This is a genomic window from Maribacter spongiae (assembly GCF_047345125.1).
GTDB lineage: Bacteria > Bacteroidota > Bacteroidia > Flavobacteriales > Flavobacteriaceae > Maribacter.
Map to the genome: position 1 here is coordinate 170,841 of NZ_JBLFEQ010000001.1, position 16,086 is coordinate 186,926.

Here is a 16,086-nt window from a genome sequence, read left to right on the forward strand (position 1 = left end):
CTATGGAAGATACGTTCTTTCTTTTGGCCACTTTTGAATACGCCGCAGATGTGCAGATTATCAAAGGAAAATTGGAATCCGAAGGGATCCCGGTATTTCTTAGGGATGAAAACACCCTGAATTCAGACCCGCTTATAAGCAATGCCATAGGAGGGGTAAAGTTACAAGTGTACGGGAAGGATAGGGAATGCGCATTGAAGATTTATAATGAAATTCGGGCCTATGCCTTGGATAATGATGGCAATCCTATTGTATGTCCTAACTGCAAAGCAAGTAGATCCGAAGTGTACTATGGCAGAAAAAGTGTTTTTCATAAACTTTTCCCTTTCTTTGAAAAAAGAAAATACAAGTGCTTAAATTGTGGTATAATCACGAAACCGAACCACTGATGCAGAAAATTTTTGTTACCGGAATATCTACCGAAGTAGGAAAGACCATTGCCTCGTCCATTATCGTAGAGGCCTTACAGGCCGATTATTGGAAACCTGTTCAGGCAGGGGAATTGGCAAATACGGACAGCAAGAAAGTAGCGGACCTTATCTCCAATACAAAAACAACGATCCATCCCAGTAGCTATGAACTCAAGAGCCCTATGAGCCCACACGCTGCAGCGGAAATTGATGGTGAGCGCATAGACAGGTTCCATATTAAAGAACCGCAAACTAAAAACCATTTGGTCATTGAAGGGGCCGGGGGATTGTTAGTACCTCTAAACGAAGAAGATACCATATTGGATATTATTATGCCGGGATATAAGGTAATTGTGGTTTCCAGACACTATCTGGGCAGTATAAACCATTCTTTACTAACTATCGGTTTGCTGAAATTAAAAGGATATAATGTTTCCGTTTTGTTCAGTGGCGATGCCCATCCATCAACAGAGGATATTATACTACATAAGACGGGAGTGCCGTTGATCGGTAGGATTAACGAAGAAGAAACATTTAATAAGGAAGTGATCAAAAAATATGCCGATACATTTCGTTCCTCTTTGGAATCACTCTAAACGCTGTAGTATTTCGGCCTTTTCCACGGTAGCCCGTACTTCGTAATTTTCAAGTAAATACGCATCAATATAGGTATTGAGTACTATTTCCTTCTGATCAAAGACCCGACGATTTTTTCGTACGACAATGGTTTTGGGCCGTAACGAATCCATAATATACCGCACCTCGTCCATGGCATTTTTTCTGGGGTTTTCATAGGCCGCGAACATTTCGTCCTTGGTAAGGTTACTCGGGTGCGTAGCCGCTTTGGTAGGCGGCTTTACGTCTAATACCCAATACCCGATGTGATACCCTAAAAATAAAATATTGTCCGTATCCAGATTGTTTTCCAGAATATACTTTGGTGCCGAAAAGCCTTCGCCATTATAAAAAGTCCCCTTTTCTATTTTGTGTTTTACGATGCGATAATATTCCAAATAACTCTCTGCGGGAACCAGCAATAAGATGATAAGATAAAGAGGGTAAACTTTGGCCTTTTTAAGAAAATCGAATTTGGAAATTACGATACCCACCAGAATAACAAGGCAGGGATATAACTGAATAAGATAATGGCTGTTTATTCTTCCCGCTTTTACAAAAGAAACCAAAACTCCAAAAATGGCGACCGTTAAAATCTGGACCGTCCGATTTTTAAAATCGAGATACTTTTTTTTCCAGGAAAAAAGGAGAAAAGCCAGTATGCCCATGAATAAAGGCATCAACTTAAAAATGGAATACCGCCGGGCATTCGCATAGTCCACGGGTGCCTTAAAATTGGATTTCCACCATAAATTTTCCAACCCTTCCAAATAATAGGGCAAAATAGTAAGAAGTATGACCATGATGATGCCGATACCGTATAGACCTACCCCAATAAACCCTTCGCCATATCGCTTTTCATCAATAAAAAAATAAATAGCATATAGACCGATAAAAAGTGCGGCATAGGCTAAATTTAATTTTACCATTAAACTTATGCCCATGAGCAAGCCTACGAATAACAATGAAAGACTGTTTTTCTTTTTAATAAAAAAATAGATCGCGATCATAAAAAAAGTCATGCAGATATGTTCGGACATGACCCCTTGAATACTTCCAAAAAGACTTTGAAGGGCAATGCAGCCCATAGCCGACCAAATCGCAACTTTTTTGGAACTGATGGTGGATCCTATTTTATAGGTAAAATATGCCGTTATGGAAATAAGTAACGTTCCCGCCAACCGAATAGCGATAAAACTTTTACCGAATAGATAGATAACGGCCGCAAAAAAGGCGAAGGTAAGCGGTGGTTTTATGTCCCACAGCTCCGTATAAGGTAGGTGCCCGTCTGCCCAGGATTGCCCGAGCAATATAAACGTACTTTCGTCCCGATCTACATAATCCCTGAAAAAAAACGGGAAGCGCAGTAAAAAAGTAGCGACAAAAAAATAGAATGCCACTTTTCTTTCGTTCAGTTTTTCAAAATCGGATACCAGAAATTTTAGGGTTTTGTCTAGCATTCAGATATGTTTACCTTTCCATAAGGGAGGCCGGGACTCTATTGTTATCTCGGTAGGTGTAAAATAAAAACGTTTTTTGGCACTTTTATTTCCCATCTTTGCAAGATAGATAAAAGCTGGATTCAAGAAAACAAAGCGCATTGAAAAATCTATCGGACAGAGATCAAAAATACCTTTGGCATCCGTTAACACAATACCGGAGGGCAGCACCTCAATTGGGAATCGTCAAGGCAAAGGATGCACTTATTTGGGACGAGGAGGGCAACGCCTATATAGACGGTATAGCCTCTTGGTACACGGCTATGTATGGGCATTGTAACGAATACATTACCGCTGCGATAGCCGAACAGATGCAACGGTTGGATTTTGTTATGTTCAGTGGATTCACCCACAGGCCTGCAGTGCAATTATCCGAACGTTTGATCCAAATATTGCCCGATAACCAGGCCAAGATTTTTTTTAACGATAATGGCTCTACGGCAGTGGAAGCCGGGATAAAAATGGCCTTGCAGTATTACCACAATAAAGGGAAAAAAAGAGATACGCTCATTGCCTTTGAAAATGGATTTCACGGAGATACCTTAGGGGCTATGAGCGTTTCGGGAATTTCTTCCTATAATGGCCCGTTCGAGGAATTTTTAATAAAAGTAGAACGCATACCCGTACCTCGGGAAGATAATTTAGATGACGTATTGGCCCAGTTGCAGCATATTTTGGAAAATAATGCGTGTGCCGCTTTTGTTTTTGAGCCTTTGGCACAGGGAGCGGCGGGGATGAAGTTCCATTCCGCCAAAGGGTTGGATGCTCTTATCCAAAAATGTCAGGAGGCGGATGTATTGTGTATTGCGGATGAGATTATGACCGGTTTTGGCAAAACGGGCAAGAATTTTGCCTCGGACCACTTAAGATATAAGCCGGATATTATGTGTATGGGCAAGGCCCTGACCGCCGGGATGTTCCCCTTGAGCATCACAAGCTGTACGCAAAAAATTTTTGATGCATTTTTGAGTGAGAAAGTTACCAAGGGTTTTTTTCATGCCCATACCTTCAGTGCCCATCCTTTGGGCTGTGCAGCTGCGATTGCCGGTATAGAATTACTTACTTCCGATGAAATATTGGAACGAAGAAAATATATTGAAAAGACACATTTGAATTTTGTTTCCCAAATAAAAGGTCATTCCAAAGTTATAGAAGCACGATGTTTAGGGGTGATTTTGGCGATAGATTTAAATATTGAGACGGACCGGTACGGTAACTTAAGGGATCAATTGTATCGGTTTTTTATGGCAAAAGGGGTTAACCTTAGACCCTTGGGGAATACGATATATGTTTTGCCTCCCTACGTCATTACCAATGCGCAATTGGAACAGATTTACGATAGCATTAAAAGTGCTTTGGAAGTATTTTAAGCGTTATTGGTCTTATAGTTTTTTCTATGGGCCTTTCCTATCTGGAATAAATCATACCAAAGTCTAAAAAAATAAGAGAGCTTCACTTTAGAATCGCCCTGATCCACCCATCTCTTTACAGGGATTTCCTCCATTTTTGCCAGAGCGGTGTCTTTTCCATAATGGCAAAGGAGCCTGCTGAACAATTCAACATCAAAGAGCCACTTGGAGATAAAAGGTTTGTTGAACAGGACAGGGGCGATTGAAGACGTAAAGACCTTGCACCCGCATTGTGTGTCATAAACGGCAATATCCAAAATATTGGATATGAATGTGGCAATAATGCGACCGAACAGAAAGCGGGAAAACTTACGCTCAACTATCGAACCTATTTTTAAAATGCGTGAAGCGAATACAAATTCCTTTCCATCCACAAGTTTTTGTAACAGGGAATAACATTCTTCCAAAGAGGTCGCTAAATCGGCATCCAGATAAGCAAAATGGGTATAGTTGTTGGATTTGGACAGTTCTAGAACTGCAGTCCGTATGGCTTCTGCCTTGCCCAAGTTCATTTCATTGTGAATGACCAAAGCGTTCTTAGGATGCTCCTTTTGGATGCCAAAGAGTTTTTCCGAAGTTTTGTCCGATGAGCCATCGTTTACAAAGCATACCGTAACATGGGGGGTTTGTTCCAGAAATAATCTGAAATTAGCTTCGGGCAACCGTTCATATTCGTTATAACAGGGAATAATAATACAGAGTGCTGAGGTATTCATACAAAAAGCATCCAAGTTTGGCATTTAAAATCAGGTGTCTAAAGTACGATTTCAGACGGGATAATGAATTCCAATGAAAAAAGGATTTCTAAAATCTGTAAAAGCACTAGTTTTGAACAAATTTTTTTTGGTCATGAACACACCTATTTCCATCGCTTCAATCGGCTCCATTTCCCCTTTGGGCAGTAGTAATGAGGTTATTTGGAACAATTACCTTAAGGAAAGCCATCTTTTTACGGCAAAGGAGTTTAACGGCCGTACGTATTGGATAGCCCCTTTATCCAATGAAGATAAGGAAGCTATTGAAGTATTGCGAACATCGGACGGTAAATACAATCGTCTGGATGAAAGTGTATTGTACGCTATTGCCGCTTCCAGAAAGGCCGTGCAGAATGCAGGTTGGGCAAAAAATAAGGACTTTGGAATCAATATAGGATCTTCCAGGGGAGCTACAGGGCTGTTCGAAAAGTACCATAAGCAGTTTATGGATACAAAAAATACGCCTACACCAGCTTCGCCTACCACTACTTTGGGAAACATATCTTCATGGGTGGCACATGATTTGGGGACCCAGGGTCCAGAGATATCGCATTCCATTACCTGTTCGACAGCATTGCATGCACTGCTCAATGGAGTGGCCTGGTTAAGAGGTGGCATGGCCGAGAAGTTTCTGGTAGGGGGCAGTGAAGCACCACTGACCGATTTTACGATTGCCCAGATGCAAGCGTTAAAGATTTACGCCGATTCCGAAAACCCATCACACGAGTTAGCTGGACCTTTTGACACTGCCCGGGGTAAATTCGGTCATAGTTATCCCAGCCGGGCGTTCGATCTGGACAAAAAAAAGAACAGCATGATCTTGGGCGAAGGTGCTGCAACGATCTGTTTGCAAAAAGGGATCCATGAAAATACCTTGGCCGTAATTGAAGGTGTCGGTTACGCTACAGAACCATTGGAGCATAATGTGTCCATCTCGGCAGATGCCGAATGTTTTCAACGGTCTATGAATATGGCGTTGGGTAAGAACAAGCCCGAAACAGTGGATGTTATTGTAATGCATGCCCCGGGAACGATTAAGGGAGATTCCACAGAGTTCAATGCCATAAAAAAAGTGTTTTGTAACAAACTTCCTTTTTTAACTACCAATAAATGGAAAGTGGGCCACACATTTGGTGCTTCGGGGATGTTGAATGTAGAATTGGCCATTTTAATGCTTTTGCATCAACAAGCGATTAAAGTCCCTTTTGTAACCTACGACACAACACCTGAAAAAATCGGAAGAATCATGGTCAATGCAGTGGGTTTTGGAGGAAACGCAGTGAGCATCCTTTTAAGAGCACCAAATATCGAACCCTAAATTTCAATGCTGATTTTTTTAGGATTTAAGGCTTTGTGATCAGGATTTCATTTCCAATAAAGTAGTATATTTCGTCCGATTATTCAAAATCAGAATAACGCATTATCATTAACCAACTAAAACCTAAGAATATGGAACAATGGTTCATTGCCCTTACCCTTTTTGAGAAAATATATTGGACGGTCGCCTTAATTTCCTCGGTGATTTTTGTCGTCTTGATTATTATGACCCTTATTGGGGGTGATGCCGATGATATGGGAGGTGACGTAGATGCCGAAGTTGATGGGGACGGAGGTATCGGGTTTCAATTTCTGTCCTTTAAAAATCTTATGGGATTTTTGGTCATTTTTGGTTGGTCTGGCATTGCGTGTATGGACGCAGGTCTTTCCAAGGGAATTACTATAGCAATTTCTATGCTATGCGGATTGGTAATGATGACCGCTATGGCCGCCTTGTTTTATTATTTGGCAAAATTGCAAAGCAGTGGCACCTTAAAACTTAAAAATGCCTTGAACCAAATAGGGGAAGTGTATCTTACCATTGGTGCCAATCGTTCCAAAATCGGAAAGGTAAGTATCAATGTCCAAGGTACTTTACGTGAATTGGATGCCTTGACCGATGAGGATATGGATTTGGTACAAAGCAATGTGGTACAGGTAAAAGAAATTACCGTAAACGGAATTTTAATTGTTGAACTCTTAAATAAATAACTATATGTTAATACCCTTAGAAATGGGCGCAGGCGCTTCATTGTTAGCCATTGGCTTTGCAATACTGTTCTTTTTTATCATCATTATTTCCTTTATCAGAAGATATAAACGTTGCCCGTCCGACCGTATTTTGGTGGTCTATGGAAAAGTAGGTTCCGGTAATTCGGCAAAGTGCATCCATGGTGGAGCGGCCTTTATCTGGCCGGTTATCCAGGATTATGAATTTTTGGACTTGACACCAATTTCTATAGAGGTGGATTTGGCCAATGCCTTGAGTAGGCAGAATATTAGGGTAAATGTGCCTTCCAGGTTTACTATAGGTATTTCTACCGAACCCGGGGTAATGCAGAATGCGGCTGAAAGATTATTGGGGTTGGGAATGCAAGAAGTACAGGATTTGGCCAAGGAAATCATTTTTGGTCAGTTGCGTTTGGTGGTGGCTTCCATGGATATAGAAGAAATCAATTCCGATAGGGATAAATTTTTGACCAATATTTCCAAAAGTGTGGAGTCGGAACTCAAGAAAGTAGGTCTAAAACTGATCAATGTAAACATTACGGATATTGTTGACGAGTCCGGTTATATTGAAGCCCTGGGGAAAGAAGCCGCCGCTCATGCGATAAATGCGGCACGTAAGTCCGTTGCGGAGAAAAATAGGGACGGTTCCATTGGTGAGGCCAATGCCCTACAGGATGAGCGTACCCAGGTAGCGGCTGCCAATGCAAAAGCGGTCGAAGGAGAGAACGTGGCCAAAATAGATGTGGCCAACTCCGATTCACTTCGTAGGCAACGCGAAGCAGAGGCCGAGCGAACGGCAATAGCCTCTGAAAAAGTACAGTCGGCAAAAGCTTTGGAAGAATCCTATGCCGCCGAGAAAGATGCGGAATTGGCCAGGGCGGAACGTGAGCGAAGCTCTCAAATGGCGGATGTTGTGGTGCCTGCGGAAATCGATAAGAAGAAAGTGGAAATCGATGCCGAGGCAGAAGCCGAAATGATCCGTAGAAGGGCCAAAGGGGAGGCCGATGCCATTCTGTTTAAGGCACAGGCCGAAGCAAAAGGGATTTTTGAAGTACTGACGAAACAGGCCGAAGGTCTGGACAGAATTGTTAAGGCTGCGGGGAACGACCCAAAAGATGCCGTTTTATTATTGATTGCGGACAAGCTACCGGAACTGGTGGAAAAACAGGCCGAGGCCATCAAAAATATTAAGATCGATAAGGTCACTGTTTGGGATTCTGGAGCAAAAGGGGAAGATGGCAAAAACTCTACCGCCAACTTTATTTCGGGAATGTACAAGTCCGTTCCGCCCTTACAGGAAATGTTCAATATGGCGGGAATGCAATTGCCCGAGTATTTGAAGGGGAAGGAAGTGGAAGATAAGAGTGTAGACGAACCATTGACCACTAAAGGAAATAATAAAAATAAAGGAGAAAACGAGTCCTAGAGGGTTTGTAGAGCTCATCAAATCTAAGGTTTAATCTCTTTTAGAGAATAGTTCCTTGTATCGATTGCTTATGGAGATTTATGACTAGAGGTTTGAAAACAATAGGACATATGTAAAAGAAATTGATAGTTAATGCGATTAAATGAATATTCCCTTTCTAAATTTTGACGTAAAAAACGTGCCTGATGACATCATATTTAGGTTTGGGATATTTCATTCAATTCTTTTTCCAATTCATATAATTGAGACGGTTTCTTGGCGTTTTCCTGTATAATTTTGCCATTTTCACCTATTAGAATATACCGAGGATAACCGAATGAACCACGATGTCCAAATATTTTGATCATGTCAGTTTTCAGTAATTCATTTGCCCTTATATGATAGCCTTCTAAACCGTAACCTTTTATCATTTCTTTCCAGAGTTCATTTTTTTCATCTTTATCATGCGATATGTATAATAGTTCTATATTTTTTGATTTAAGCAGTTTTCCTAACGCTGTTTTATGCTTAAATTCTCTTTTGCAGGGGCCACACCATGTTGTCCAAATATCAATATAAATTTTCTTGCCCCTTAGAGGTTTTAACAGTTCACTAAAAGAGTCAATGTTGTTATGGTTATCGATAAACCTAAATTTCTTATTAAGTGATATTTCTTTCGCTACTTTCTTGTGAAACTCGATAATCGGAGTGACCATAGACGTTAAATAATTGCTGTATTCACTATTTGGATATTCTTCTATGAATTTTTCATATAGTGTAATCAATTCTTTTGAATTGTCCTTGTTTTGCCAACAGTGGTAATATATGTAGGAAGCATCATAATATTCTAATTTATTTTCATTTAAATATCTTTTTGACCCTTCAATTTTGTGAGAGTGAACCAATCCTTGTCTGTAAATTGAAACTAATTTTTCAACGTCAAAAGATTCGTTTTTAAGTTCGTTGTATTCTATAAAATTATCGGCTAGAGAATAAAACCATGGTGAACGAAACAGTTTTGGAGTCGTTAACGGCATATTGTTAACCACTTCATTCCATAGTTCTAAACTATTGCCTTTTAGCTCCTCGTTCTTGTTTCTTTCACTTTCCATGAACTTATACGAAGCGACCCTTCCTTGCATAGAAGAGTAATAACATTCCCGATCCAATTTAACCAAGGAGAAGAAATCTTCAGAGATTTCCCCTTTATCAAATAATTTCGTGAATAATAAAATCTCCTTTTCTTTTGCAGTTTTTATTTTTGAAGATATAACCGAAGCAACGGAATCTTTAAGAAATTCATTGCCACCATAGATGTTAAAGTCTGGATTCGGAAATGAATTATAGATATTTTGACCTTTATGATTTTCCCCCAAGACCACGAACTTTTTGTCTGTTGAATCTAAATTAAAATTAATAGTATAGGTTTTTCCGGATTCAACCAATAGGGTGCCATTTGATTTTTTAGGAATATATAATGTTATAAATGAAGGAGAATCGATGTTTATGATAATACGAAAATTACCCGAGGAATCAGGTTGGACAGACTTTTTAGACCCGTAAAACCAAGTTCCGTTTATTGGAGTGGTGTATTCCACTTTTTCAGGAATTTCCCCAATGATTTTTCCAGTAATAATAATGTTTTTGTCTTTTTGGCATCCAATAAGACCAATTAGTAAAAAGACTAAAATAATTTGACAAAACTTCATATTTAGTTAAGTTATTCAAGTGTAAAGCTATAGTTATTTATAAAATCTAGAAAACAGATGTGATACTTAATCTTATTCCTGTGATATTCATCCCGGTTCGTTGGATGTTCGTTAGCGAGTTTGACCTTTCCCCATTGGGAATTGAATTGTAATTAGATTATTTTTGGCACAGAATGAATGCACTGATATGAGCGAAGTAAAACACAACTGGACCAAAGAGGAAATTTTAGAAATTTACAATAAACCATTGATGGAGTTGCTCTATGAGGCGGCAACGGTGCATAGAACGCACCATGATCCAAATACGGTTCAGGTTTCTACCTTGCTTTCCATAAAAACGGGAGGTTGCCCGGAAGATTGCGGTTATTGCCCGCAAGCGGCCCGTTACCATACGGATATTGAAGGCAATGATTTAATGACGGTCCCGCATGTAAAGGCACAGGCGTTGCGGGCAAAGGCCTCGGGCAGTTCCCGGGTGTGCATGGGTGCCGCATGGCGAAACGTAAAAGATGGGCCCGAGTTTGACCAAGTGCTGGAAATGGTACGCACCATTAACAAACTGGATATGGAGGTCTGTTGTACCTTGGGGATGTTGACCGAAAATCAGGCAAAACGTTTAGCGGAAGCTGGCCTGTATGCCTACAATCATAATCTGGACACTTCGGAGGATTATTATAAGGATGTTATTTCTACCCGAGCTTTTGAGGACCGTTTAGAAACTATAGACAACGTGCGTAAAAGTAATGTAACCGTGTGTAGCGGAGGGATCATTGGAATGGGGGAAGCGGTAGAGGATCGTGCCGGAATGTTGGTGGCCCTGGCTTCTTTGAACCCCCAGCCAGAATCAGTTCCCATTAATGCTTTGGTGGCCGTGGAAGGAACACCTATGGAAGAGATGGAACCGATCGCTATTTGGGAAATGATACGTATGGTGGCTACCACTAGAATAGTGATGCCGGAGACCCAAGTAAGGCTTTCCGCAGGTCGCACAGATATGAGCCGGGAAGGACAAGCGATGTGCTTTTTTGCCGGTGCCAACTCTATTTTTGCCGGGGATAAATTGTTGACTACACCAAACCCTGATGTGAACGAGGATATGGAAATGTTTAAATTGTTAGGACTGAATCCCCAAAAGCCATTTACCAAAATTTCACAGCCCAAGACCGTGGAAGCCTCGGATTCCGAATTCCAATCTTTGAACGAGAGACCGAAATGGACACGTCCGGAACATAAGATAGCCCGAAACGAAGCGGCAAAAGGAAAGGCTAAATTGACGGATTAACCCTACATTAACCTCTTTTTAAGAGGATAGTTGCGTTACGTTAATTAACTTTGAGATTCCTAAAAACCGAATCACCGTTGAAGTTAACAGAAATCCCAAGGGTTGCTTCTCTTGGCAAAGAAGACTTTATAAGGGACTATTATAAGTCTCAAAAACCTGTGGTGATTGAAAACGCCATAAAGGACTGGCCGGCTTTCTCCAAGTGGAATTTGGACTATATGAAAAGTATAGCGGGTGATAAGATCGTTCCGCTTTATGATGACCGTCCGGTGCAACATGAAGATGGTTTTAATGAGCCGCATGCCACTATGAAAATGGCCGAGTATATAGACCTCATAAAAAGAGAGCCTACCAAATACCGTATTTTTCTTTGGAATATTTTAAAGGAAGTGCCCCAATTGCAAAAAGATTATAACTACCCGGATTTTGGAATTAAGCTAATGAAAAGCCTTCCTATGTTATTTTTTGGAGGAATGGAATCCCATACGTTTATGCACTATGATATTGATTTGGGGAATATTTTTCATTTTCATTTTGAAGGAAAAAAGAAATGTATTCTATTTCCGCAATCCGAAACACAATATCTATATAAAATCCCCCATTCTCTAATAACCCATGAGAGTATAGACTTTTCCGATCCCGATTATAAGAAATGGCCAGCTCTAAAAAAAGCAAAAGGGTATAAGGCCGATCTAGGTCATGGGGATGTGTTATATATGCCAGAAGGATACTGGCACTATATGAAATATTCGACCCCGGGATTTTCAATGAGTTTGCGGTCTATGGCCAAGAACCCCAAAAATTTGGCCAGGGCCATTTATAATGTTGCCTTTATGCGCCATTATGATGTATTGATGCGAAAGCTCAAAGGGCAAAAGTGGATCGATGCCAAAAATGAAAAGGCCATATTGAAAACTAACAGTATTCTTTGATAGAATTTTAGAAAGGGTATGCGCAAATATCCATAGGGTATAGTTAGGGACGCTCCCTTAAAGGTTAAGGGGCGATTATTAATTCCTGAAGTTTGGCATAGACCAAATGGCTTTCCCAGCCCCTATATAATAAATAATCCGCCAGTTTGCGTTTTCTTTTTTGGATGTCTTTCTCGGTGATTTGCCCAAGTCTTTTTTTGGCCAGGGTATTCAGCGTTTCCAGATAGACCTTTTCATCGATTTCCTTTAATGCAATGGAGATGTTGTATCTAGAAATACCCCTTTGTTTCAATTCGTTTACAATTCGCTTCCTACCCCATTTTTTAATGTTGAATTTGCCACGGGCAAAGCTTTTTGCAAAGCGTTCTTCGTTCAAATAGTTTTCCTGGATAAGATGCGTCATAATTTGATCTACGGCTTCGGGAATCATGCGCATCTCGTTTAATTTTAAAATTATGTCCTTATGGCAGCGTTCCTGGTAGGCGCAATAACGTTCCATTTTTTTGGTAACTTCTGTAAGAGTATATGCCTTATGGGAATACATTTTTCAAAAATAGGCAAATAAAAAAAGCGACTCCTTTTTGGAAGTCGCTTTAAATAAAATGCATGTTAATTGAACTGACCTTAAGTACTACCGAAAGATTTGTTCAATAATCTGATTTTTCTTTCGGCTTTCACGTCATGAAAATCAAGTGTTTCGCTAATAAATGGTTTTACCGTCCTTATTCTTAAAACGGTATTCTAGATACGTGTACGCATCTCTAGGTTGTATTTTGATCCATCTTTTATGTTCCAAGAACCATTTGGTACGTATAGACGGGAAACCTTTTGTGATATAGGCCGCAATAAACGGATGTATATTTAGTGATATACTGTTGTCTTTTGCAGGGCCTTTTAAAAGGCGCTCAAGGTCCACGTTTATCTTATCTATCAAAACTATGGGAGCTTCTATTTCCTTTCCTTTTTGATTGGGATGCTCTTCAGTTGTTTTAATATTCATTTCGGGCCTTACGCGTTGCCTGGTAATTTGGATGAGGCCAAATTTACTGGGCGGTAAAATTTTGTGCTTTGCGCGATCGTCCTTCATCTCGTCCCTGAGATGCTCAAAAAGTTTTTTCCGATGCTGGGGCTTTATCATATCTATAAAATCGACTACGATAATGCCTCCCATATCCCTAAGGCGTAATTGGCGAGCTATTTCCGTTGCCGCCAGTATATTTACTTCTAAGGCTGTATCTTCTTGATTTTTGGCTTTATTGGATCGGTTGCCACTATTAACGTCTATTACGTGTAACGCCTCGGTATGCTCTATGATTAAATAGGCACCTTTGCTCATGACGGCCGTTCTTCCAAAAGACGTTTTGATCTGTCTTTCAATACCAAATTTTTCAAAAATAGGAACGGATGAATTATGTTGCTTGACTATGGATTCCTTATCTGGGGCAATTTCTGCCACATAGTCCTTTATTTGTTCATAAAGGGCATCATCATCAACAAATATTCCTGTAAAAGTATCATTGAAAACATCTCTAAGAATAGAAGAGGCCCTATTAAGTTCTACAAGAACTTTTGAAGGTGTTTTAGCGCGATATAATTTTTTGCACATTGCCGACCATTTGTTCAGCAAGTTTTCTAGATCTTTGTCCAGTTCTGCAACCTTTTTGCCTTCTGCAACCGTTCTGATTATAACGCCAAATCCTTTTGGTTTAATACTCTTTACGAGCCTTTTTAAGCGGTCTTTTTCCTCGTTGCTCCCTATTTTTTGTGAAACGGAAACACGGTCCGAAAAAGGGACCATGACCAAATAACGTCCGGCAATGGATAGTTCCGAACTTATTCTAGGGCCTTTGGTGGAAATGGGTTCTTTAACGATTTGCACTAAAAGTGATTGATTGGCTTTAATGACATCATTTATGCTGCCATTCTTGTCAATATCTTTCTCGAACGGAAAGTTTTTTAAGGAATAATCCTTAAGTTTTCCTGTACTCACTTGTTTTATGAACTTAAGCATGGAGGAAAGTTGTGGTCCAAGGTCATGATAATGCAGAAATGCATCTTTTTCATACCCAACGTTTACGAATGCCGCGTTGAGTCCTGTGACCGGTTTTCTGATTTTAGCGAGAAATATATCGCCAACAGAAAAATCGTTATTATCCTCTTCTTTATGTAGTTCAGTGAGTTTTCCGTCCTTGAGCAAGGCAAAATCGACGGCATCGGAACTAGATCTTACGATTAATTCTCTATTCACCTGAATGTGTATTTATATTTATCCGGTCTTGAGTTGCCAAAACCGATAAATTGATTAAACAATGCTAGAAACAGATCGGTTAAAATCTGCCGAGATTTACTCTTGAAATCCCTATGTCAAAGAACGTATAAAATGAAAAAGTAGTTATAAAACTACTTTTTCTTGTGTCGGTTAGCTCTTCTGCGCTTCTTGCGCTTATGGGTAGCTACCTTATGTCTTTTTCTTTTCTTACCACTCGGCATAAAGTTCTTCTTTTTAGATTATTATTTTACTTGTACGTTACTCTTGACTCCTTCTACAAAAACCTTGGCGGGTTTAAATGCGGGAATATTGTGGGCGGGTATTTTTATGGTCGTATTCTTAGAAATATTTCTTCCCGTCTTTTCGGCCCTGGTCTTTATGATAAAACTACCAAAACCTCTTAAGTAAACATTGTCGCCACTTTCCAATGAAGTTTTCACTTCTTCCATAAAGGATTCTACCGTTGCCTGTACATCTCCTTTTTCAATTCCCAGTTTATCTGAGATTTTCGATACAATTTCCGCTTTCGTCATCTTACAATATTAGATTTTCTGTATGTTTTTTCGGGTTGCAAATATATAAATTAAATTGAATCTTTCTTTCTAACGGGCTAATTTTAAGTATATAAACTGCTACTTTTATCCCTTAGTATTAAAGTACATGTTATTTTCCGAAAAAATTTTGATTTGGTACGGCCATAACAAACGGACACTTCCTTGGAGAAGGACCAAAGATCCCTATAAAATATGGTTATCCGAAATAATGTTGCAACAAACGAGGGTTGCCCAAGGAACCCCTTATTATTTAAAGTTTATAGCTGCCTTTCCTACGGTCCAGGACTTGGCCGAAACCTCTGAGGAAAAGGTTTTAAAGTTATGGCAGGGCCTGGGGTATTATTCCCGCGCCAGAAATTTGCATGCCACCGCCAAAAAGGTGGCCAATGAATATGGAGGCAAATTTCCGGATAACTATAAGGGATTGCTCAAACTAAAAGGAATAGGGGATTATACGGCCAGTGCCATTGCTTCTATTTGTTTTGATGAGCCCCAAGCCGTTGTGGACGGTAATGTGTACCGGGTCTTATCCAGATATTTTGGGGTAGATTTGCCCATCAATAGTACCAGAGGCATAAAACATTTTAAAAAGTTGGCCTTAGAAGTAATGAATACCGAGAATGTTAGGGATTACAATCAGGGGATTATGGAATTTGGGGCCATTCAATGTACGCCTAAAAAGCCCTATTGCCTACATTGCCCTTTAAATGACGGTTGTATTGCGCTAAAGGAGGGAAAGGTGGCCGTTTTGCCCGTAAAAGAGAACAAGATCAAAATCCGTAAACGTTATTTTAATTATTTGGTCCCGATCTATAAAAATGGCGGTAATGATGCTTCTACCCATTTGCGACAACGAAAAAGTAAAGGCATTTGGCAGGGACTCTGGGAGTTTCCTTTGTTGGAATCCAAGAATGGGGTAACTACAGAATATATCCAAAAAAAATATACGGAAATAGTGGATGTAAAAAAGCTCAATGGGATTTCACTCTTTAATGAAGATTTCATTGTCCATAAACTATCGCACCAACATTTGTACACGAAGTTTTGGATCTTGGAATGTGAAGACCGGCCAAAAGATGGAATTCCGGTCTCAAGATTGGAAGAATTTCCGGTTCCGGTTTTAATTGCCGATTTTATTAAAACATTTAAATTTTAGTACTTTTGATTTATTGATCGTTTCCCCAAGGTAATGCACCGGGCA

Annotated in this window: 15 protein-coding genes; 9 read left to right on the forward strand and 6 right to left on the reverse strand. The window is 39.9% G+C overall.

Going from position 1 to position 16,086, the window contains the following annotated elements; all coding sequences use genetic code 11:
- Positions 1–2: 2 nt before the first annotated feature.
- Both ACKWB9_RS00775 and bioD read left to right on the forward strand, forming a co-directional pair.
- Positions 3–389: a putative signal transducing protein gene (locus ACKWB9_RS00775; RefSeq protein WP_414001068.1), complete on the forward strand. Its 387-nt coding sequence runs from the start codon at positions 3–5 to the stop codon at positions 387–389.
- Complete coding sequence (gene bioD / locus ACKWB9_RS00780; protein WP_414001069.1) at positions 389–1,006, forward strand: dethiobiotin synthase; 618 nt, start codon at positions 389–391, stop codon at positions 1,004–1,006. The genes ACKWB9_RS00775 and bioD overlap by 1 nt, the downstream gene beginning before the upstream one ends.
- On the opposite strand, the gene ACKWB9_RS00785 is transcribed toward bioD, so the two are convergent.
- On the reverse strand, positions 998–2,485 hold the full coding sequence (locus ACKWB9_RS00785; RefSeq protein WP_414001070.1) for an ArnT family glycosyltransferase: 1,488 nt from the start codon (positions 2,483–2,485) through the stop codon (positions 998–1,000). The two genes, bioD and ACKWB9_RS00785, sit on opposite strands and share 9 nt — an antisense overlap.
- A gap of 140 nt (positions 2,486–2,625) precedes the next feature.
- Here ACKWB9_RS00785 and bioA point away from each other — a divergent pair, with 140 nt between their 5' ends.
- The gene (gene bioA / locus ACKWB9_RS00790; RefSeq protein ID WP_414001071.1) at positions 2,626–3,894 is read left to right on the forward strand and encodes an adenosylmethionine--8-amino-7-oxononanoate transaminase; all 1,269 of its coding nucleotides are present in this window, start codon (positions 2,626–2,628) and stop codon (positions 3,892–3,894) included.
- Here bioA and ACKWB9_RS00795 read toward each other — a convergent pair.
- Positions 3,891–4,649: a glycosyltransferase gene (locus ACKWB9_RS00795; protein WP_414001072.1), complete on the reverse strand. Its 759-nt coding sequence runs from the start codon at positions 4,647–4,649 to the stop codon at positions 3,891–3,893. The two genes, bioA and ACKWB9_RS00795, sit on opposite strands and share 4 nt — an antisense overlap.
- A gap of 133 nt (positions 4,650–4,782) precedes the next feature.
- Between ACKWB9_RS00795 and ACKWB9_RS00800 the strand changes: the two genes are divergently transcribed.
- From ACKWB9_RS00800 to ACKWB9_RS00810, 3 genes are all read left to right on the forward strand, one after another.
- Positions 4,783–6,006: a beta-ketoacyl synthase N-terminal-like domain-containing protein gene (locus ACKWB9_RS00800; RefSeq protein ID WP_414001421.1), complete on the forward strand. Its 1,224-nt coding sequence runs from the start codon at positions 4,783–4,785 to the stop codon at positions 6,004–6,006.
- Between the two features lie 131 nt (positions 6,007–6,137).
- Positions 6,138–6,716 (forward strand): hypothetical protein, encoded by a 579-nt coding sequence (locus tag ACKWB9_RS00805; RefSeq protein ID WP_414001073.1) that lies wholly within the window; start codon positions 6,138–6,140, stop codon positions 6,714–6,716.
- A 4-nt stretch (positions 6,717–6,720) separates the two neighbouring features.
- Positions 6,721–8,160 carry a flotillin family protein gene (locus tag ACKWB9_RS00810; RefSeq protein WP_414001074.1) on the forward strand — a complete coding sequence of 480 codons (1,440 nt, stop codon included), beginning with the start codon at positions 6,721–6,723 and terminating at the stop codon, positions 8,158–8,160.
- Between the two features lie 197 nt (positions 8,161–8,357).
- On the opposite strand, the gene ACKWB9_RS00815 is transcribed toward ACKWB9_RS00810, so the two are convergent.
- Positions 8,358–9,848 (reverse strand): TlpA family protein disulfide reductase, encoded by a 1,491-nt coding sequence (locus ACKWB9_RS00815; protein ID WP_414001075.1) that lies wholly within the window; start codon positions 9,846–9,848, stop codon positions 8,358–8,360.
- A gap of 187 nt (positions 9,849–10,035) precedes the next feature.
- On the opposite strand from ACKWB9_RS00815, the gene bioB reads away from it, so the two are divergent.
- Both bioB and ACKWB9_RS00825 read left to right on the forward strand, forming a co-directional pair.
- Complete coding sequence (gene bioB / locus ACKWB9_RS00820; RefSeq protein ID WP_414001076.1) at positions 10,036–11,130, forward strand: biotin synthase BioB; 1,095 nt, start codon at positions 10,036–10,038, stop codon at positions 11,128–11,130.
- 77 nt (positions 11,131–11,207) lie between these two features.
- A complete protein-coding gene (locus ACKWB9_RS00825) occupies positions 11,208–12,062 on the forward strand; it encodes a cupin-like domain-containing protein (RefSeq protein ID WP_414001077.1) in 855 nt (284 codons plus the stop codon).
- A gap of 64 nt (positions 12,063–12,126) precedes the next feature.
- Here the strand turns inward: ACKWB9_RS00825 and ACKWB9_RS00830 are convergent, their stop codons facing one another.
- The 3 genes from ACKWB9_RS00830 to ACKWB9_RS00840 form a co-directional block, all read right to left on the reverse strand.
- Complete coding sequence (locus tag ACKWB9_RS00830; protein WP_414001078.1) at positions 12,127–12,561, reverse strand: regulatory protein RecX; 435 nt, start codon at positions 12,559–12,561, stop codon at positions 12,127–12,129.
- Between the two features lie 201 nt (positions 12,562–12,762).
- Positions 12,763–14,310, reverse strand: coding sequence for an Rne/Rng family ribonuclease (locus ACKWB9_RS00835; RefSeq protein WP_414001079.1), 1,548 nt, complete (start codon positions 14,308–14,310; stop codon positions 12,763–12,765).
- Between the two features lie 263 nt (positions 14,311–14,573).
- Positions 14,574–14,864, reverse strand: a complete 291-nt coding sequence (locus ACKWB9_RS00840; protein WP_013306152.1) for an HU family DNA-binding protein — start codon at positions 14,862–14,864, stop codon at positions 14,574–14,576.
- A gap of 127 nt (positions 14,865–14,991) precedes the next feature.
- Between ACKWB9_RS00840 and mutY the strand changes: the two genes are divergently transcribed.
- Positions 14,992–16,041, forward strand: a complete 1,050-nt coding sequence (mutY, locus tag ACKWB9_RS00845; protein ID WP_414001080.1) for an A/G-specific adenine glycosylase — start codon at positions 14,992–14,994, stop codon at positions 16,039–16,041.
- Positions 16,042–16,086 lie beyond the last annotated feature (45 nt).

What these genes read in the sequence shown, in the direction of transcription:
- ACKWB9_RS00785 (WP_414001070.1), bottom strand. Translation starts at nt 2,485, where the DNA reads ATGCTAGACAAAACCCTAAAATTTCTGGTATCCGATTTTGAAAAACTG.
- bioD (WP_414001069.1), top strand. Translation starts at nt 389, where the DNA reads ATGCAGAAAATTTTTGTTACCGGAATATCTACCGAAGTAGGAAAGACC.
- ACKWB9_RS00805 (WP_414001073.1), top strand. Translation starts at nt 6,138, where the DNA reads ATGGAACAATGGTTCATTGCCCTTACCCTTTTTGAGAAAATATATTGG.
- ACKWB9_RS00815 (WP_414001075.1), bottom strand. Translation starts at nt 9,848, where the DNA reads ATGAAGTTTTGTCAAATTATTTTAGTCTTTTTACTAATTGGTCTTATT.
- bioB (WP_414001076.1), top strand. Translation starts at nt 10,036, where the DNA reads ATGAGCGAAGTAAAACACAACTGGACCAAAGAGGAAATTTTAGAAATT.
- ACKWB9_RS00810 (WP_414001074.1), top strand. Translation starts at nt 6,721, where the DNA reads ATGTTAATACCCTTAGAAATGGGCGCAGGCGCTTCATTGTTAGCCATT.
- ACKWB9_RS00830 (WP_414001078.1), bottom strand. Translation starts at nt 12,561, where the DNA reads ATGGAACGTTATTGCGCCTACCAGGAACGCTGCCATAAGGACATAATT.
- ACKWB9_RS00775 (WP_414001068.1), top strand. Translation starts at nt 3, where the DNA reads ATGGAAGATACGTTCTTTCTTTTGGCCACTTTTGAATACGCCGCAGAT.
- mutY (WP_414001080.1), top strand. Translation starts at nt 14,992, where the DNA reads ATGTTATTTTCCGAAAAAATTTTGATTTGGTACGGCCATAACAAACGG.
- ACKWB9_RS00800 (WP_414001421.1), top strand. Translation starts at nt 4,783, where the DNA reads ATGAACACACCTATTTCCATCGCTTCAATCGGCTCCATTTCCCCTTTG.
- ACKWB9_RS00840 (WP_013306152.1), bottom strand. Translation starts at nt 14,864, where the DNA reads ATGACGAAAGCGGAAATTGTATCGAAAATCTCAGATAAACTGGGAATT.
- ACKWB9_RS00795 (WP_414001072.1), bottom strand. Translation starts at nt 4,649, where the DNA reads ATGAATACCTCAGCACTCTGTATTATTATTCCCTGTTATAACGAATAT.